We start from the raw sequence: 17,525 nt of genomic DNA, 5'->3' as shown, positions 1-17,525 counted from the left end.
CCCAGGACAACCGCCGCCCTCAACAGCGGGACAGATCACCCCAGTTGGGGCTCAACCACCCATTCGCCCCGGCGCATCACGCCCTTGAGGTCGAAGTCGGAGTCCAGCAGGACCAGGTCGGCGTCCTTGCCGGGCTCCAGGGAGCCGATGCGGTCGTAGCGGCCGAGCAGCTTGGCGGGGTTGGCGGACAGGGCCGCCACGACGTCCTCGATCGGCAGCCGGTCGATCGTCACCGCCCGCTTGAAGGCGCGGTCGAGGGTGAGGGTCGAGCCCGCGATCGAGCCGCCCTCGACGAGGCGCGCCACACCGTCGGCCACCTCCACCTCCAGCGGGCCGAGCATGTAGCGGCCGTCGCCGAAGCCGGCCGCGTCCATCGCGTCCGTGATGAACGCGACCCGGTCCGCGCCCGCGTGGTGGAACGCCAGTTGCAGGGAGGCCGGGTGCAGGTGCGTGCCGTCGTTGATCAGCTCGACCGTGATGCGCTCGTCCTCCAGCAGGGCCGCGATCGGACCCGGCTCGCGGTGGCCGAGCGGCGGCATCGCGTTGAAGAGGTGGGTGGCCACCGTGGCGCCCGCCTCGATCGCCTCCACCGTCTGCTCGTACGTCGCGTCCGTGTGCCCGATCGCCGCGATGACGCCGTGATCGGCCAGCAGGCGTACGGAGTCGATGCCGCCCGGCAGTTCGGTGGCGAGGGTGACCATCGTCGCGTGGCCGCGCGCCGCGTCGATCAGCTTGCGCACGTCCGCCGGGTCGGGGTCGCGCAGCAGTTCCTCGGAGTGGGCGCCCTTGCGGCACGGGGAGATGAACGGGCCCTCGAAGTGGATGCCGGCGATGTCGCCCTGCTCGGCGAGCTCGGAGAGGAGGCCGGCCCGCTGGGCCAGGAAGTCCATGTCACCGGTGACGGTGGAGGCGACGAGGGTCGTGGTGCCGTGCAGGCGGTGGGTGTGGATGCCGGTGACTACGTCGTCTGGCGTGCCCGAAGTGAACGAAGCTCCACCGCCACCGTGGTTGTGGATGTCTACGAAACCGGGGACCAGGTAGTGGCCGGTTACGTCGATGACCTGGGAGTTTTCTGGGGCTGTGCCGACGATTCGGGTGCCGTCGATGATCACTTGGCCCTCTTTGAGGGTTCCCGTCGGCATGACGACGTCGGCACCGGAGAGCACCAGGGGTGTTCGGCCCGTCGCGGGCTGCTGGTGCGTCGTGGCTGGTCGCGCAGTTCCCCGCGCCCCTAGGTCGGCTGCCATTAGGGGGTTACCTCCGTACGGTCGGTTCGGTCGAGGAGATCCCAGGCGAGGAGGCCCGCGCCCAGGCATCCCGCCGTGTCGCCCAGGGCCGCGGGGACAATGGACGGCAGCTTTTGGAACGTGACGCGCCGTCGGACGGCGTCCCGCAGCGGTGTGAACAAGGTTTCCCCCGCCTCGGCGAGGCCGCCACCGATGATCAGGGTGCGGGGGTCCAGCAGGGTGAGCGCGGTGACCAGGCCGTCGGCGAGGGCGGCGACGGCCTCCTCCCAGACACGTACGGCGTTAGGGTCGCCGGACGCGACGGCCTTGGCGCAGTCGGCGGCGTCCGCCTCCGGGTCCCCGCAGACGGCGGCCCACGCCTCGCTCACCGCCGCCGCGGACGCGTACCGCTCCAGGCAGCCGCGCTGCCCGCACGGACAGGGGGCACCCTCGGGCCGTACGACGATGTGGCCGATCTCGCCCGCGAAGCCGTGCGCACCCGCCTCCACCCGGCCGTCGATGCCGATGGCGCCGGCGATGCCGGTGCCGAGGGGTATGAAGAGGAAGCGGTCGGCGCCCCGGCCCGCGCCGATCCGGCCCTCGGCGAGGCCGCCGGTGCGCACGTCGTGGCCGAGGGCGGCGGGGGTGCCGCCGAGCCGTTCGGTGAGCATTTGCCGCAGGGGCACGTCCCGCCAGCCGAGGTTGGCCGCGTAGGCGGCGATGCCGTGCTCCTCGTCGACGATGCCGGGGACGGCGACGCCGACGGCGGCCGCGGGCTCGCCGAAGTGCTGCTCGCCGTACGCGCGCAGCTCGGCGGCGAAGTCGAGGATGCCCTCGACGACCGCGTCCGGTCCGCGCTCGCGGCCGGTCGGGCGGCGGGCCTGGTGGAGCAGCTCGCCGCCGGCTCCCGCCAGGGCGGCCTTCATCCCGGTGCCGCCCACATCGAGGGCGATGACATGTCTCACGGGGGACAGTGTGTCTTGCACACCCGCGAGAGGTCTAGTCCACTTACGTGGTGTAGACCTTATGGGGGCAATATGTATGACGTTTCGAAAGTTTCGAACATGGGTGTGGGGCAGGTTTGCGTGCAGCGGCGTAGGCGTACGGGACGTACGGGACGTACCGGAACGATCGCGGTGGTGACCGCGCTGGGGCTGACGGCGGTTCTGGGCGGCTGCGGGCTGACCGGGGGTTCGGACGAGGTGACGCTGAAGCTGGTCGCCGCGGACTACGGGGACAGCGCGGCGAACAGTTCCCAGAAGTACTGGGACAAGCTCGCCAAGGCGTACGAGGCCGAGCACCCGGGGGTGTCGATCGACGTCACCGTGTACTCCTGGAACGACGTCGACGCCAAGGTCAAGGCGATGGTCGCCGCCGGGGACGCGCCGGACCTGGCGCAGATCGGCGCGTACGCCGACTACGCCGCGAAGGACCTCCTGTACGAGGTCGACGAGCTGCTCTCCATCCCCGTCCAGGCCGACTTCGTCTCGCAGCTCGCGGACGCCGGGCAGGTGAACGGCGTGCAGTACGGCATACCCTTCGCCTCCTCCACCCGGCTGCTCTTCTACAACAAGACGCTCTTCGAGAAGGCCGGCCTCACCCCGCCGACCACCTGGAAGGAACTGGCCGCCGACGCCGAGGCGCTCAAGGCGGAGGGCGTGAAGTACCCGTACGCGCTGCCGCTCGGTCCCGAGGAGGCGCAGGCCGAGACGATGCAGTGGCTGCTGAGCGGCGGGGGCGGCTACACCGACACCAACCTCGGCACGTACAGCATCGACTCCACGGAGAACGTCGCCACCTTCGACTGGCTCAAGAACGACCTGGTCGGCAAGGGGCTCACCGGGCCGGTTGCGCCCGGCGAGCTCAACCGGGCGGACGCGTTCTCCGCCTTCGCGGCCGGGGACGTCGGCATGCTCAACGGCCACCCCTCGCTGATGCACATGGCGGAGAAGAAGGGCGTGAAGTTCGGCATGGTGCCGATGCCCGGCGCCGAGGGGCCCACCAAGATCTCCATGGGCGTGGCCGACTGGATGATGGCCTTCAAGCAGAACGGGCACGCCGAGCAGGTGGGCGAGTTCCTCGACTTCGTCTACGACAAGGACAACGTCCTGGACTTCTCCCGTGAGTACGACCTGCTTCCCGTCACGAACTCCGCGTCCAGGGTGATGACCGCGGCCAAGCAGGACGCCGACCTCAAGCCCTTCCTCGAGCAACTCCCGCTCTCCGAGCTCTACCCCGTCGGCCGGACCTCCTGGGCGGCCGTCAGCGCGGACGTCAAGCGACGGATCGGCAGCACGGTCGCGTCCGGCGGCAGCCCGTCGGCGATCCTGGGGCAGCTGCAGTCGACGGCGACGCGGGCGGAGAGTGCGGAGTAGTCGCCGGTTGTCGGTGGCGGAGGCTACGGTGCGACACATGGACCAGGACCAGCCCGAGGCCGCCGCCCTCGCCGACCGCGAGCAGGCCATCCTCGCCCTGGAACGCCGGGGTTTTCCGGGCCCCGGCGCCAAGGAGCGGGCGATACGCGAGGAACTGGGCCTGGCCCCCGTCCGCTACTTCCAGCTCCTGAACGCCCTGCTGGACGACCCACGGGCCCTGGCCCACGACCCGGTGACGGTGAACCGCCTGCGGCGGGTACGGGAGGCGCGGCGGGCGGAGCGGTGAGGGAGACGAAGGGGACGAGGGGGGACGAGGAAGGGGTACGTCCGGCGCTCCCTGGATAGGGTCGCCGTATGGGCAGTCACAAGGACCTGACCGACTCGGACCCATCCACCTCGGACGCATCCACCTCGGACTCGACCACTTCGGACTGGACGAACTCCATGGACCCCCTGCCGACACCCTCGACCCAGCCGGGGCGCGACGCCCTGGCCGCCCTCCTCGCCCGCCCCGCGCGGGCGCTGATCGCGCTCGACTTCGACGGGACGCTCGCGCCGATCGTCGCGGACCCCGAGCAGGCCCGGGCCCACCCCGACGCCCTGCCGGCGCTCGCCGCGCTGGCCCCGAAGGTGGCCGCCGTCGCGGTGATCACCGGGCGTCCGGCCGACGTCGCCGTGCGGTACGGCGGTTTCGCCGGGGTCCCGGGGCTGGAGCACCTCGTCGTGCTCGGGCACTACGGTGCCGAGCGCTGGGACGCCGTCAGCGGTGAGGTCACCGCACCCGACCCCCACCCCGGCGTCGAGGCCGTCCGCGCCGAACTGCCGGGCCTCCTCGAGGGGAGCGATGCCGGGCAGGGCACCTGGATCGAGGACAAGGGACACGCTCTCGCCGTCCACACACGCCGCGCGGCCGACCCGCAGGGCACCTTCGACGCCCTCCGCGAACCCCTCACCGACCTCGCCACCCGCAACGGCCTCATCGTCGAACCGGGCCGCATGGTCCTCGAACTCCGCCCACCCGGCATGGACAAGGGCGTGGCCCTGAGCGAGTACGTCCGCGAACTCGGCGCCGAGTCCGTCCTCTACGCCGGCGACGACCTCGGCGACCTCCCCGCCTACACCGCCATCGACAAACTCCGCTCCGACGGCACCCCCGGCCTCCTGGTCTGCAGCGGCAGCGAGGAGGTCACCGAGCTGTCGGAGAGGGCGGACATCGTGGTCGACGGCCCGGAGGGGGTCGTACGACTGCTGCAGACGCTGGCGAACCGGACGACCTGACCCGCGCTGCATGGAGGCCGCCGCCTCAGCCCACCTGATCGGCCTCAGCCGGGCTGACTGGTCTCGGCCCGGGGGACCGGGGCTCGGGCGGCCGGCTCGGCCGGGGCGAGCGGCCTCACGACGCTCGCCCGCGCTTGCGGGGTGCCGCCTGCGCCCACCCGTGCCGCCCCAGCGGCACGACTGCCCGCAGGCTGGGTGGGTCTCAGACAGGCCGACCGGTCTCGAGCGCCGGACTCGGCTCAGCCGGGCTGACCAGCCTCACAGGAGCTGACCGGTCTCGGACGGCGCCCCCCCTCAGCCGGGCCAGCCGGTCTGAGGCGGGCCGACCCGAGCTCAGGCGAGCTGCCTGGTCTCAGCCGGGCCGCCCGGTCTAAGCCGAGCCGTCCGGCTCAGCCCGGCTCACCCGCCGTTCCCTCCTCCAGCGCGGACAACTGCTCCAAGAACCACTGGGCCGGCGGCAGCGCGGTCGCGGAGGCGGCGAGGCGTTTTGAGCGTTCCGCTCGTTCCTCCGGGCCCATGGACAACGCCTCGTGCAGTGCTTGTGCCGTGCCGATGACGTCGTACGGGTTCACGGCCAGCGCGTCCTCGCCCAGTTCTTCGAAGGCGCCCGCTTCGCGCGACAGCACCAGCACGCATCCCTCGTCGGAGACGACCGGCACCTCCTTGGCGACGAGGTTCATGCCGTCCCGGATGGGGTTGACCAGGGCCACGTCGGCCAGCCGGTAGGCCGCAAGGGAGCGGGCGAAGTCGTCCTTGACGTGGAGGAGCACCGGGGTCCAAGTCGGGGTCCCGTAGCCGGAGTTGATCTCCTCCGCCAGCCGCTGGACCTCGGCCGTGTAGTCCCGGTACACCGCCAGGTCCTGCCGCGAGGGGTACGCGAACGCCACGTGCACCACCCGCTCGCGCCACTCGGGGTGGTCGTCGAGCAGCTGCCGGTACGCGAGCAGGCCCCGCACGATGTTCTTGGACAGCTCTGTCCGGTCGACCCGCACGATCGTCCTGCGGGCGCTGCCGTCCGGGGCCGTGCCGATCTCGTCCCGCAGCGCCGCGGTCCGTTCGGCCACGTCGGGCTGATGCGAACGCGCCCGCAGGAAGTCCGCGTCCGCCCCCAGACCGTGCACCCCGACCCGCGTGTTGCCGAGCCCGCCGGTGAACTGGGCGCAGCACGCCTCGAACGCGTCCGCCCACCGCCGCGTGAGGAACCCCAGCCGGTCCGCGCCGAGCATCCCGCGCAGCACCTGCCCGGCGATGTCGTCCGGCAGCATCCGGAAGTACTCCGGCGGCGCCCACGGCGTGTGCGAGAAGTGGCCGATACGGAGGTCGGGGCGCAGCTCGCGGAGCATCCCGGGCACCAGCGTCAGGTGGTAGTCCTGGACCAGGACCGCCGCCCCCGGCGCCGCCCGCCCGGCCAGCGCCTCGGCGAAGGCACGGTTGTACGTCTCGTACGACGCCCACTGGCGCCGGAACTCCGCGTCGAAGACCGGCTCCAGCGGCGTCTGGTAGAGCATGTGGTGGACGAACCACAGGACCGAGTTCGCGATGCCGTTGTACGCGTCCGAGTGCACGTCGGCCGGGATGTCCAGCATCAGCACGCCGTCCTCGCCGACCCCGCGCCGCACCGCCTCGCGGTCCCCGTCGGTCAGCGCCGAGCACACCCACAGGGCGCCCGCGTCCGGCCCGATCGCCGACAGCCCGGAGACGACTCCGCCGCCGCCCCGCTTGGAGTGCAGCGAGCCGTCCTCGCGCACCTCGTAGGAGACCGGCCCGCGGTTCGACGCGACCAGCACCCTGGCCGCACCCTGCGCATCCTGCGTGGTAGCCATACGCCTCAACCTAGCCCGGCCCGGAAACGCTCAAACGTGCGGTTCCGCTCAGTGGACGGCTCTTGTACGCCCTGTATACGGCCGGTTTCCGGCGTTTACGCGACCTTCCGCGTCGCATACTCGGCGATCTCCACCATCGGCGGCCGCTCCTCGGTGTCCACGGAGTACGTACGCGGCTCGAACCCGTCCTCGCCCCGCTCGAACTGGGTGAGCGACGGCCGGATCAGATGCCCGCGGGCCAGCCGCAGCTGGGCCGTGCGGTAGATCGCGGCGGACATCCGGCCGAGCGCCTGCCCGTCCTGGTGCCGGTGCTTGCGCACCCCCACGTCCACCTGGGCCAGCGCGTCCAGACCCACCAGGTGCAGGGCGTCGATCAGCATGCCCAGCTCGACTCCGTATCCGACGGGGAACGGGAGCTGTTCCAGCAGGCTGCGGCGGGCCGCGTACTCGCCGCCCAGCGGCTGCACGAAACCGGCCAGCTGCGGCCAGTGCATGTTCAGCAGCGGGCGTGCCATGAGTTCGGTGACCCGGCCGCCCTGCCCGGCGGCGCCGCGCAGCGGACGGTCGTACATGCCCTTGACCAGGTCGACCTCGGGGTTGGTGAGCAGCGGGCCGACGATGCCGGAGACGAAGTCGGAGGAGAACTCCTTCAGGTCGGCGTCGATGAAACAGACGATGTCCCCGCTCGTGACGAGCAGGGAGCGCCACAGGACCTCACCCTTTCCGGGCACGGCCGGGACGCGCGGCAGGATCTCGTCCCGGTGCACCACGGTCGCGCCCGCGGCGGCGGCCACCTCGGAGGTGCGGTCGGTGGATCCCGAGTCGACGACGACGATCTCGTCGACCAGCGGGACCTGTTGCATGAGGTCGTGACGGATGATCGCGACGATGTCGCCGACCGTCTCCTCCTCGTTGAGCGCGGGCAGCACGACGGAGACCGACTGACCCGTACGCTGCTTGGCGGCCAGGATCTGATGGAGTGGACGATCGGTCACGGACCAGGAGCGGGTGCTCAGCCAGCGCTCGGCTTCTTCCAGCACAGTCTGTTGCTCCTCACTGTCGTGATCACAGCAGGTAATCGTGTGATCCATCTCGCGGTTCGGACGACTATCTCAACTGTCCTGGCCTTCGGTTACAGTCTTGAACAACGCGGATGACCATCGCATGTCCGGGGTCAACCGTTGTTAACAACCGCATACAGCTCATCCAGAGGGGCAGAGGGAAACGGCCCGATGAAGCCCCGGCAACCCTCCAGTCGGCTCTCGTAACGATCACTGTCGATCGTCTCCGCGAGGCTCCCGGCTTGGGAAGGTGCCAAATCCGTCTCACGGCGAGATGCGTCGTGAGGAAGATGAGGAGAAAGGGCCTCGCCTCACATGGCTGTGCAGACTGTTGCAAGCACCACCGATTCCACCGTAGACCTCGGTCCCGCCGCGGCGCTGTCCTGCCGCGAGTGCGGCCACCGGGTGCCCCTCGGACCGGTCTTCGCGTGCGAGGAATGTTTCGGCCCGCTGGAGATCGCTTACGACTTCTCGGCGTACGACACCGAGGAGCTCCGCAAGCAGATCGAAGCGGGTCCCGCGAACATCTGGCGCTACGCGCCCCTGCTGCCCGTCCCCGCCGACGTGGCCACCAAGCCGAACATCAACCCCGGCTGGACCCAGCTCGTCAAGGCCGACAACCTCGCCCGCGAGCTCGGTGTGACCGGCGGTTTGTATGTGAAGGACGACTCCGGTAACCCGACGCACTCCTTCAAGGACCGCGTCGTCGCCCAGGCCCTGGAGGCCGCCCGCGCCTTCGGCTTCACCACCCTCTCCTGCTCCTCCACCGGCAACCTGGCCGGCGCGGTGGGCGCCGCGGCGGCCCGCGCGGGCTTCCGTTCCTGCGTGTTCATCCCGCACGACCTGGAGCAGGGCAAGGTCGTCATGGCCGCCGTCTACGGCGGCGAGCTCGTCGGCATCGAGGGCAACTACGACGACGTGAACCGTTTCTGCTCCGAGTTGATCGGCGACCCGGCCGGCGAGGGCTGGGGCTTCGTCAACGTCAACCTGCGGCCGTACTACGCCGAGGGCTCCAAGACCCTGGCGTACGAGATCTGCGAGCAGCTCGGCTGGCAGCTCCCGGACCAGCTCGTCGTCCCGATCGCGTCCGGTTCGCAGCTCACGAAGATCGACAAGGGTCTGCAGGAGCTGATCAAGCTCGGGCTCGTCGAGGACAAGCCGTACAAGATCTTCGGCGCGCAGGCCGAGGGCTGCTCGCCGGTGTCGACGGCGTACAAGGCGGGGCACGACGTGGTCCGCCCGCAGAAGCCGAACACCATCGCCAAGTCGCTGGCGATCGGCAACCCGGCCGACGGTCCGTACGTCCTGGACATCGCGCGGCGTACGGGCGGTGCGGTGGAGGATGTGACGGACGAGCAGGTCGTCGACGCGATCAAGATCCTCGCCCGGACCGAGGGCATCTTCGCCGAGACGGCGGGCGGCGTCACGGTGGGCGTCACGAAGAAGCTGATCGAGAACGGCGTGCTCGACCCGACGCTGACGACGGTTGTGCTGAACACTGGCGACGGGCTCAAGACCCTTGACGCGGTTGCCGGAACTGGGCTGACTGCGACCATTCGTCCCAACCTGGACTCGTTCCGCGAGGCCGGACTCGCATAGTCGTTGCGTCTGCGGGCCGGTGGGGGCTGGTCGCGCCCACGCGGCGGTAGCCGCACATTGAACACAGCCCCGCGCCCCTGGGCCCGTTTACCCGACCGGAGGTCACACCGCATGAGCGTCAACGTCCGCATCCCCACCATCCTGCGCACCTACACGGGTGGCCAGGCCGAGGTCGCCGCCGAGGGGGCGACCCTCGCCGAGGTCATCGCGGACCTGGAGAAGAACCACACGGGTATCGCCGCCCGCGTCCTCGACGACCAGGGCAAGCTGCGTCGGTTCGTCAACGTGTACGTCAATGACGACGACGTCCGTTTCGAGCAGGGGCTGGAGACGGCCACCCCGGACGGTGCCGGCGTTTCCATCATCCCGGCCGTCGCCGGCGGCTGACGGCGGGTGACCGAATGACCGAACATTACCATCGGTAACACCGGTCACTAAGAGTTCATCGAATTGCCCCCTCCGTGAGAGAAGCGGAGGGGGCAATTCTGTGTGGTTGAGCGAGGTACAGTTGGGGAACATGCCGCCGTTCCACAGGTCGGCAGCCCTTGATTGGCCTTTGATTTTCTGCCGTAAGCCCGACAAGAAGTAGCCAAAGTGTGCGGGTTTTTTGCGGCTTTTGTTCCCTTTGTCGGGTCCGACTTGACCTGAAGTCAGGGTAATTGTCCCCACATTCCCGACCGGTCGTGCCCGGATTTCTCGTCCGATTGACCTGTTGCAGACGGCAGTTGGGCAGATACATTCAGCCGCGGTCGACGCGTTCCGGCGCACGCCCCCGACCGATGGGGGGTGAGGTCTGACCCGGATCCGCGAAGTGTGGATCTGTGCAAGGGCCAGTAATAGGGGAGTTAGGCATGGCTCAGGGCACCGTCAAGTGGTTCAACGCGGAGAAGGGGTACGGCTTCATCGCGGTCGACGGTGGTGCGGATGTTTTCGTCCACTACAGCGCGATCCAGATGGACGGTTACCGCACCCTGGAGGAAGGTCAGCGGGTCGATTTCGAGATCTCGCAGGGCCAGAAGGGGCCGCAGGCGGACATGGTTCGTCTGGCGACCGGCTGAAGCACGCGTCGACTAACTGCAGCGACGTTCTTCGAAGGGCCCGCACCTCCCGGGGTGCGGGCCCTTCGCCATGCCCCGGGCCGTGCGCCAAGCCATGCCCAGGCCATGCCCGGTCGTGCCCAGGCCGTGCCCGGCCCTTGTTCGCGCCGGGCAGAGCGCCCCGCCCGATACCCGAGAGCCGCTTGCACTCGCCTACCCCGAGTGCTAATCATTGGCGTTAGCACTCTGAAGGTGAGAGTGACAAAGAAGGACCGGGTCGGTGAGGCCCGCAGGCCGGGTGGGGCAAGGAACCACGAGGCAGGCGAGCCGTCCGTCGCGGGCGCGGGCGCGGTCCGAAGGAATCACCCCCAGTCCTGGAGGGACCACTTCACATGGCCAAGATCATCGCGTTCGACGAGGAGGCGCGGCGCGGCCTCGAGCGCGGCATGAACCAGCTCGCGGACGCCGTGAAGGTGACGCTCGGCCCCAAGGGCCGCAACGTCGTCCTCGAGAAGAAGTGGGGCGCCCCCACGATCACCAACGATGGTGTCTCCATCGCCAAGGAGATCGAGCTCGAGGACCCGTACGAGAAGATCGGCGCCGAGCTGGTCAAGGAAGTCGCCAAGAAGACGGACGACGTCGCCGGTGACGGTACGACCACCGCGACCGTTCTCGCCCAGGCCCTGGTCAAGGAAGGCCTGCGCAACGTAGCCGCCGGCGCCAACCCGATGGCCCTCAAGCGCGGTATCGAGAAGGCCGTCGAGGCCGTCTCCGCCGCCCTGCTTGAGCAGGCCAAGGACGTCGAGACCAAGGAGCAGATCGCCTCCACGGCCTCCATCTCCGCCGCCGACACCCAGATCGGCGAGCTCATCGCCGAGGCCATGGACAAGGTCGGCAAGGAAGGCGTCATCACCGTCGAGGAGTCCCAGACCTTCGGTCTGGAGCTGGAGCTCACCGAGGGTATGCGCTTCGACAAGGGCTACATCTCGGCGTACTTCGCCACCGACATGGAGCGTATGGAGGCCGTCCTCGACGACCCGTACATCCTGATCGCCAACTCCAAGATCTCCTCGGTCAAGGACCTGCTCCCGCTCCTGGAGAAGGTCATGCAGTCGGGCAAGCCGCTGCTGATCATCGCCGAGGACGTCGAGGGCGAGGCCCTGTCGACGCTGGTCGTCAACAAGATCCGCGGCACCTTCAAGTCCGTCGCCGTCAAGGCCCCGGGCTTCGGCGACCGCCGCAAGGCCATGCTGAACGACATCGCCATCCTCACCGGCGGCGAGGTCATCTCCGAGGAGGTCGGTCTCAAGCTCGAGAACACCTCCCTGGACCTCCTGGGCAAGGCCCGCAAGGTCGTCATCACCAAGGACGAGACCACCATCGTCGACGGCTCCGGTTCCTCGGAGCAGGTCGCGGGTCGCGTGAACCAGATCCGCGCCGAGATCGAGAACAGCGACTCGGACTACGACCGCGAGAAGCTGCAGGAGCGCCTGGCGAAGCTCGCCGGCGGTGTCGCGGTCATCAAGGCCGGTGCCGCCACCGAGGTGGAGCTCAAGGAGCGCAAGCACCGCATTGAGGACGCCGTGCGCAACGCCAAGGCGGCCGTCGAGGAGGGCATCGTCGCCGGTGGTGGCGTGGCCCTCATCCAGGCCACCGCTGTCTTCGAGAAGCTGGAGCTCGAGGGTGACGAGGCGACCGGCGCCCAGGCCGTGAAGCTCGCGCTCGAGGCCCCGCTGAAGCAGATCGCCGTCAACGCCGGCCTCGAGGGCGGCGTCGTGGTGGAGAAGGTCCGCAACCTCACCCCGGGTCACGGCCTGAACGCCGCGACCGGTGAGTACGTCGACCTGGTCGCCGAGGGCATCATCGACCCGGCGAAGGTGACGCGTTCCGCGCTGCAGAACGCCGCGTCGATCGCCGCGCTGTTCCTCACCACCGAGGCCGTCATCGCCGACAAGCCGGAGAAGGCCGCCGCGCCCGCCGGTGGCGGCATGCCGGGCGGTGACATGGACTTCTGATCGACCTCGGGGTTTCGACTCCGGTTGATCAACGTCCTTACCGAGGGCGGCACTTCCTGTTCCGACAGGGGGTGCCGCCCTCGGGCGTTTCAGGGGTTGCCGTAGGAGGAGCCGACGGCGGGCCGGCCCGTGCAGTTCGGCCCGGCGGCCGGGGCGGCGCCGAGGTGGCGGAACGGGAGGGACGGCTCGCGGGCGCCCTCGAGTGTCAGCCGATGGCGGCGGGCGCTGTAGCGGAAGCCGGCCGACCGCAGTGCCGAGACCGCCGCCCGCCCCGCCGCCGAGCCGTCGGCCCAGCGGGCCGACTCCGGGTCGAAGTGCGCGGCGAGCAGTCCGTCGGGGGCGAGCGGGCCGACCAGGTCGACGTCGGTGAGCATCGCGTCGCCGGGCAGCGCCCGGGCGGCCTCCCGTAGGGCGCGGCCCTCGCCGCGGCACGCTCCGCTGGAGGTGCCGCTGGAGCCGCGAATTGCCGTGAATTGCCGTGGATTGTCTGCCGCGCCGTCGTGGCTGGTCGCGCCCGCGCGGCGGAGCCGCATGTCGATACAGCCCCGCGCCCCTTTGGGGCGCTGCGCGTGGCCGGGGTCACAGTTGCACCCGGCGGGACGCGGAATGTGTGGGACCACATGGTCTGTTGTTTAAGTAGGTGCAACAATGCGCGCGCACATACCAACCGGTTAACAGCCCCACCCCGAGGAGCCCTCGACGTGACCGTCACCGAGACCCCCGCCTCCCGCGCGGCCCAGATCCTGTCCCGGCCGACCGTGATCAACGGCCTCACCGTCCCGAACCGCATCGCGATGGCGCCGATGACCCGCATGTTCTCCCCGGGCGGCATCCCCGGTGAGGACGTGCGCTCGTACTACGCCCGGCGCGCCGCGGCCGGTGTCGGCCTGATCGTCACCGAGGGCACCTACGTCGGCCACGACTCGGCCGGGCAGAGCAGCCGCGTTCCGCGGTTCCACGGCGAGGAGCAGTTGGCGGGCTGGGCGAAGGTCGCCGAGGACGTGCATGCGGCGGGCGGCACGATCGTCCCGCAGCTGTGGCACATCGGCATGGTGCGCAAGCAGGGCCAGCCGCCGTTCGCCGACGCCCCCGCTGTCGGTCCCTCCGGTCTGCGGATCGGCGAGAGCGAGGTCACCGGGAAGGCGATGACCCGGCAGGACCTGGACGACGTCATCGGCGCGTTCGCGCAGGCCGCCGAGGACGCCGAGCGCATCGGATTCGACGGTGTGGAGATCCACGGCGCCCACGGCTACCTGGTCGACCAGTTCCTGTGGGAGGGCACCAACCGCCGCACGGACGCGTACGGCGGTGACCCGGTCGCCCGTACGAACTTCGCCGCGGAGATCGTGGCCGCCGTACGTGAGAAGGTCTCCGCCGACTTCCCGGTCATCTTCCGCTACTCGCAGTGGAAGCAGGAGGCCTACGACGCGCGCCTCGCCGAGACCCCGGAGGAGCTGGAGGCCATCCTGACCCCGCTCGCCGCGGCCGGCGTCGACGCCTTCCACGCCTCCACCCGCCGCTACTGGATCCCGGAGTTCGAGGGTTCCGACCTCAACCTCGCGGGCTGGACGAAGAAGCTGACCGGCAAGCCCACCATCACCGTCGGCTCGGTCGGCCTCAACGGCGACTTCATCAACGCGTTCGCCGGCCAGGGCTCCGAGGTCAAGGGCATCGACGACCTCCTGGACGCCCTGGAGCGCGAGGAGTACGACATGGTCGCCGTCGGCCGCGCCCTGCTTCAGGACCCGGAGTGGGCGGCCAAGGTGCTGTCCGGCCGCGTCGACGAGCTGGCGGCCTACGACGCGGCCTCGCTGCAGACCCTGAGCTGAGCCCCAAGCCCTGAGCTGAGCTCCAACCCCCAGCAGGGCCCAACGCGTCGCTATCGTCGGAGAGATGAGGATCCTTCATCTCTCCGACACCCATCTGGAGCGCTCCGACGCTCCCAACCGGCAGGGCGTCAACGCCACCGACTCACTGCGGCTGATGCTCGCCGAGCTACGGCACCAGCGGGACGTCGACGCGATCGTGGTCACCGGCGACCTCGCGAACGACGGCGCGGTAGAGGCGTACACGGCCCTCGAGGAACTGGTGGGCGACTTCGCACGGAGCCTCGGCGCACCGGTGTTCTACACGACGGGCAACCATGACGAGCGCGGCGCCTTCGGCAAGGTGCTGGGCAGCGGGCACGCGGCCCCGGAGGCGGTCCTGGGCTCGGGGGACGCGGAGCGGGCGGCCGTGAGCACCGTCGGCGGCTGGCGGTTCGTGACGCTGGACTCGCTGGTGCCGGGGAAGGTGTACGGCCAGGTGAGCGCGGGTCAACTGGACTGGTTGCGGGGGGTGTTGAGCACCCCGGCCGAGCGGGGCACCGTCCTCGCCTTCCACCACCCGCCGATCGCCCTCGACATCTCGGCGACCCAGCCGCACTTCGGCCTGCGCGACCCGGGCGAACTGGCGGCGGCGATCCGGGGCAGTGACGTACGGGTCGTCCTGACCGGGCACTACCACCTCCAGCTCCTCGGTTTCCTGGCGTCGGTGCCGGTCTGGGTCACCCCCGGCGTGGTGAACCGCATCGACCTGACGACCGCGCCCGGCACGGAGCGGGCGGTGCGCGGGGCGTCGGCGTCGCTGGTGGAGCTGGGTGGTGCGGAGGGGCCGATGTTCCATACCTTCCATGCGCGGGATCCCCGGGCGCACGAGACGGTGTACGAGCTGGACGAGGAACGGATGCGGACATTCGTGGAGCGGGAGGCGTGACCTGTCTGGTTTGAGTAAGTCAATCACCTGACTTAAAGTTGCCTCGGTCAATCACGCGGGAAGGGTGCCTGTGCCCTTCCCGCTCGTACGCCGACGGAGGCCCCGCCATGTCCGAAAGCCCCGCCCCTCCTGCCGAGGCCACGGGTGCCGCCCCGCCGCGGACGAACGCCGTGGTGGCGGTGCTGGCCTTCGCCGGGATCGTCGTCTCGCTGATGCAGACCCTGGTCATCCCGATCGTCCCGGAGCTGCCCAGGCTGCTCGACGCCCCGGCGTCGGACACCGCCTGGGCGGTCACGGCGACGCTGCTCGCGGCGGCCGTGGCGACCCCGGTGATGGGGCGGCTCGGCGACATGTACGGCAAGCGGCGGATGCTGCTGGTCAGCGTCGTGCTGCTGGTGAGCGGCTCGGTGGTCTGCGCCCTGAGCGACTCGCTGGTCCCGATGATCGTCGGACGGGTGCTCCAGGGGCTGGCCTCCGGTGTGATCCCGCTCGGCATCAGCATCATGCGCGACGAACTGCCCGCCGAGCGCCTCGGCTCCGCGACCGCCCTGATGAGCGCCTCGCTCGGCATCGGCGGCGCGCTCGGGCTGCCCGCCGCCGCGCTCATCGCGGACAACTTCGACTGGCACGTGCTGTTCTGGACGTCGGCCGGCATGGGTGTCGTCGCGCTGGGGTGCGTGCTGCTGGTGGTGCCCGAGTCGAAGGTGCGCACCGGCGGGCGCTTCGACCTCGTCGGCGGCATAGGCATGGCGACCGGCCTGGTCTGTCTGCTCCTCGGCATCTCCAAGGGCGCCGACTGGGGCTGGAGCAGCGGTACGACGCTAGGGCTGTTCGCGGCGGCCGTGGTGATCCTGCCGGCGTGGGGCTGGTGGGAGCTGCGGACCGAGCAGCCGCTGGTCGACCTCCGTACGACGGCCCGCCGTCAGGTGCTGGTCACCAACCTGGCCTCGATCGCGGTCGGTTTCGCGATGTTCGCGATGAGCCTGGTCATCCCGCAGCTCCTCCAGCTCCCCGCGCAGACCGGCTACGGTCTCGGTAAGTCGATGCTGGTGGCGGGCCTGTGCATGGCGCCCTCGGGTCTGGTCATGATGGCCACGGCCCCGGTGTCCGCGGCGATCTCCCGGGCCAAGGGCCCGAAGGTCACCCTCATGATCGGCGTCCTGATCGTGGCCGCCGGCTACAGCCTCAACATCGTCCTGATGTCCGAGGTCTGGCACTTCGTCCTGGTGGCCTGCGTCATCGGCGCCGGCGTCGGCTTCGGCTACGGCTCGATGCCCGCGCTCATCATGAGCGCCGTACCCGCGTCGGAGACGGCCGCCGCGAACAGCCTCAACACGCTGATGCGGTCCCTCGGCACGTCCACGGCGAGCGCGGTCGCGGGCGTGATCCTCGCCCAGATGACGACGGACCTCGGCGGGTACGCCCTGCCGTCCGAGAACGCCTTCAAGGTGGTCCTGGCGGTGGGCGCCGGGGCGGCGCTGCTGGCCTTCGTGGTGGCGTCGTTCATCCCGCGGCAGGCGGTGGCCGCCGCCGGGGAGCCGGTGGCGGAGGGCGCGGCGGAGCAGGTGGGGGCGACGGCGAAGTCGTAAGGCGACAGAGGTTGTCGTAAGGCGACAGAGGTTGTCGCAGGGCGACAGAGGTTGCGGAGGCCGTACGGAGTTGAAAGCCGTACGGCCTCTACAGGTTCCCCAACGGCTCGATGTCGACCTTCACCGGCGTGCCCCACACACGCAGCACCTCGTAGTCGGTGAACTCGTGCACGAGCCGGTAGGCCATGGCGGGGCGCGGGCCGCGGCGCTGGGCGGCGAGATACAGCTCGGCCTCCCGCCGATCCCGCCGCGGGGTGCCGCAGAGCTGCCACTCCTGGCCGTTCCACAGCTCCGGCAGCCAGCGCTGCTGGGGCTGGGGGCGGTCGGCGCGGACGCCGTAGCGGGAGGGGGCGGTCTCGGTGGTGTGCGGGGGTACGGGACCGCCGCTGTACTCGGCACGGCGGGCGGCTCGGCGGCGGGTTTCGCAGAGCAGGCAGAGGTCGTGGGCGTTCTCGTCGACCGGGCCGTTCGGGTGCTCGGGGCAGCGGGTGGTGGGGGCGGCGCCGGCGACGCTCTCGTCGAGGAGGTCGAGGGCGCGGCGGAGGTCGGCCTTGACCTCGTGGAGTCTGGCGTCCGGGGTGTCGGCGGTGAGGGCCTCGCCGTGCTCGCCGAGGAGACGGAGGGCTCGGCCGAGGGCGGTCAGTTGGGCGTGGTTCATGGGGTGGCTCCGGGGCTTGGCGGGGGCCCCGTCAAGGGCTACGGCCGACCTTCAGCATGCACCTTGGAGGTTCGTTGCCTCCAACTGGGCCATGAACTCGTCGTGGGACA

At 70.2% G+C, this 17,525-nt stretch carries 16 protein-coding genes and 1 riboswitch; of the genes, 10 read left to right on the top strand and 6 right to left on the bottom strand.

From position 1 onward, the window contains the following. Positions 1-35: 35 nt before the first annotated feature. Positions 36-1,142 carry an N-acetylglucosamine-6-phosphate deacetylase gene (nagA, locus tag ABD932_RS05985; protein ID WP_345009325.1) on the bottom strand — a complete coding sequence of 369 codons (1,107 nt, stop codon included), beginning with the start codon at positions 1,140-1,142 and terminating at the stop codon, positions 36-38. A gap of 104 nt (positions 1,143-1,246) precedes the next feature. Then, positions 1,247-2,191 (bottom strand): ROK family protein, encoded by a 945-nt coding sequence (locus ABD932_RS05980; RefSeq protein WP_345009323.1) that lies wholly within the window; start codon positions 2,189-2,191, stop codon positions 1,247-1,249. 99 nt (positions 2,192-2,290) lie between these two features. Between ABD932_RS05980 and ABD932_RS05975 the strand changes: the two genes are divergently transcribed. The 3 genes from ABD932_RS05975 to otsB all read left to right on the top strand — a co-directional run bounded on the left by ABD932_RS05975 (position 2,291) and on the right by otsB (position 4,879). After that, the gene (locus ABD932_RS05975; RefSeq protein ID WP_486389365.1) at positions 2,291-3,601 is read left to right on the top strand and encodes an ABC transporter substrate-binding protein; all 1,311 of its coding nucleotides are present in this window, start codon (positions 2,291-2,293) and stop codon (positions 3,599-3,601) included. A 37-nt stretch (positions 3,602-3,638) separates the two neighbouring features. Beyond that, complete coding sequence (locus ABD932_RS05970) at positions 3,639-3,887, top strand: DUF3263 domain-containing protein (RefSeq protein ID WP_345009319.1); 249 nt, start codon at positions 3,639-3,641, stop codon at positions 3,885-3,887. 158 nt (positions 3,888-4,045) lie between these two features. Beyond that, positions 4,046-4,879: a trehalose-phosphatase gene (gene otsB / locus ABD932_RS05965; protein ID WP_425587413.1), complete on the top strand. Its 834-nt coding sequence runs from the start codon at positions 4,046-4,048 to the stop codon at positions 4,877-4,879. Between the two features lie 389 nt (positions 4,880-5,268). Here otsB and ABD932_RS05960 read toward each other — a convergent pair whose 3' ends face one another. Together ABD932_RS05960 and ABD932_RS05955 are read right to left on the bottom strand one after the other, a co-directional pair. Continuing rightward, positions 5,269-6,702, bottom strand: a complete 1,434-nt coding sequence (locus ABD932_RS05960) for an alpha,alpha-trehalose-phosphate synthase (UDP-forming) (protein ID WP_345009315.1) — start codon at positions 6,700-6,702, stop codon at positions 5,269-5,271. Between the two features lie 95 nt (positions 6,703-6,797). Beyond that, a complete protein-coding gene (locus tag ABD932_RS05955; protein ID WP_345009313.1) occupies positions 6,798-7,742 on the bottom strand; it encodes a glucosyl-3-phosphoglycerate synthase in 945 nt (314 codons plus the stop codon). Between the two features lie 159 nt (positions 7,743-7,901). Beyond that, a riboswitch (SAM riboswitch) is annotated at positions 7,902-8,060 on the top strand. An 18-nt stretch (positions 8,061-8,078) separates the two neighbouring features. Between ABD932_RS05955 and thrC the strand changes: the two genes are divergently transcribed. From thrC to groL, 4 genes are all read left to right on the top strand, one after another. Beyond that, positions 8,079-9,362, top strand: coding sequence for a threonine synthase (gene thrC / locus ABD932_RS05950; protein WP_345009311.1), 1,284 nt, complete (start codon positions 8,079-8,081; stop codon positions 9,360-9,362). A 111-nt stretch (positions 9,363-9,473) separates the two neighbouring features. Next, on the top strand, positions 9,474-9,749 hold the full coding sequence (locus ABD932_RS05945; protein WP_119103018.1) for a MoaD/ThiS family protein: 276 nt from the start codon (positions 9,474-9,476) through the stop codon (positions 9,747-9,749). 464 nt (positions 9,750-10,213) lie between these two features. After that, positions 10,214-10,420 carry a cold-shock protein gene (locus tag ABD932_RS05940; protein WP_007493268.1) on the top strand — a complete coding sequence of 69 codons (207 nt, stop codon included), beginning with the start codon at positions 10,214-10,216 and terminating at the stop codon, positions 10,418-10,420. Between the two features lie 371 nt (positions 10,421-10,791). Continuing rightward, positions 10,792-12,414 carry a chaperonin GroEL gene (groL, locus tag ABD932_RS05935; protein ID WP_345009308.1) on the top strand — a complete coding sequence of 541 codons (1,623 nt, stop codon included), beginning with the start codon at positions 10,792-10,794 and terminating at the stop codon, positions 12,412-12,414. 89 nt (positions 12,415-12,503) lie between these two features. Here groL and ABD932_RS05930 read toward each other — a convergent pair whose 3' ends face one another. Continuing rightward, on the bottom strand, positions 12,504-12,947 hold the full coding sequence (locus ABD932_RS05930) for a hypothetical protein (protein ID WP_345009306.1): 444 nt from the start codon (positions 12,945-12,947) through the stop codon (positions 12,504-12,506). A gap of 168 nt (positions 12,948-13,115) precedes the next feature. On the opposite strand from ABD932_RS05930, the gene ABD932_RS05925 reads away from it, so the two are divergent. The 3 genes from ABD932_RS05925 to ABD932_RS05915 all read left to right on the top strand — a co-directional run bounded on the left by ABD932_RS05925 (position 13,116) and on the right by ABD932_RS05915 (position 16,757). Continuing rightward, entirely contained in the window at positions 13,116-14,243 is a 1,128-nt protein-coding gene (locus tag ABD932_RS05925) for an NADH:flavin oxidoreductase (protein ID WP_345009304.1), read from the top strand. Between the two features lie 64 nt (positions 14,244-14,307). Then, positions 14,308-15,168, top strand: coding sequence for a metallophosphoesterase family protein (locus ABD932_RS05920; protein WP_345009302.1), 861 nt, complete (start codon positions 14,308-14,310; stop codon positions 15,166-15,168). Between the two features lie 107 nt (positions 15,169-15,275). Beyond that, entirely contained in the window at positions 15,276-16,757 is a 1,482-nt protein-coding gene (locus ABD932_RS05915) for an MFS transporter (RefSeq protein WP_345009301.1), read from the top strand. An 88-nt stretch (positions 16,758-16,845) separates the two neighbouring features. On the opposite strand, the gene ABD932_RS05910 is transcribed toward ABD932_RS05915, so the two are convergent. Beyond that, positions 16,846-17,415 (bottom strand): hypothetical protein, encoded by a 570-nt coding sequence (locus ABD932_RS05910; protein ID WP_345009299.1) that lies wholly within the window; start codon positions 17,413-17,415, stop codon positions 16,846-16,848. Positions 17,416-17,525: the final 110 nt, after the last annotated feature.

The sequence above is a fragment of the Streptomyces shaanxiensis genome (assembly GCF_039537145.1).
GTDB classification, from domain to species: Bacteria; Actinomycetota; Actinomycetes; order Streptomycetales; family Streptomycetaceae; genus Streptomyces; species Streptomyces shaanxiensis.
The sequence above is the reverse complement of the archived record's forward strand: the minus strand, read 5'-3'. Positions and strand labels throughout refer to the sequence as shown.

Coding starts and splice junctions, on each gene's coding strand:
- nagA (WP_345009325.1), bottom strand. CDS start 1,142: ATGCCGACGGGAACCCTCAAAGAGGGCCAAGTGATCATCGACGGCACC.
- ABD932_RS05975 (WP_486389365.1), top strand. CDS start 2,291: ATGGGTGTGGGGCAGGTTTGCGTGCAGCGGCGTAGGCGTACGGGACGT.
- ABD932_RS05970 (WP_345009319.1), top strand. CDS start 3,639: ATGGACCAGGACCAGCCCGAGGCCGCCGCCCTCGCCGACCGCGAGCAG.
- otsB (WP_425587413.1), top strand. CDS start 4,046: ATGGACCCCCTGCCGACACCCTCGACCCAGCCGGGGCGCGACGCCCTG.
- ABD932_RS05960 (WP_345009315.1), bottom strand. CDS start 6,702: ATGGCTACCACGCAGGATGCGCAGGGTGCGGCCAGGGTGCTGGTCGCG.
- thrC (WP_345009311.1), top strand. CDS start 8,079: ATGGCTGTGCAGACTGTTGCAAGCACCACCGATTCCACCGTAGACCTC.
- ABD932_RS05945 (WP_119103018.1), top strand. CDS start 9,474: ATGAGCGTCAACGTCCGCATCCCCACCATCCTGCGCACCTACACGGGT.
- ABD932_RS05940 (WP_007493268.1), top strand. CDS start 10,214: ATGGCTCAGGGCACCGTCAAGTGGTTCAACGCGGAGAAGGGGTACGGC.
- groL (WP_345009308.1), top strand. CDS start 10,792: ATGGCCAAGATCATCGCGTTCGACGAGGAGGCGCGGCGCGGCCTCGAG.
- ABD932_RS05930 (WP_345009306.1), bottom strand. CDS start 12,947: ATGCGGCTCCGCCGCGCGGGCGCGACCAGCCACGACGGCGCGGCAGAC.
- ABD932_RS05920 (WP_345009302.1), top strand. CDS start 14,308: ATGAGGATCCTTCATCTCTCCGACACCCATCTGGAGCGCTCCGACGCT.
- ABD932_RS05915 (WP_345009301.1), top strand. CDS start 15,276: ATGTCCGAAAGCCCCGCCCCTCCTGCCGAGGCCACGGGTGCCGCCCCG.
- ABD932_RS05910 (WP_345009299.1), bottom strand. CDS start 17,415: ATGAACCACGCCCAACTGACCGCCCTCGGCCGAGCCCTCCGTCTCCTC.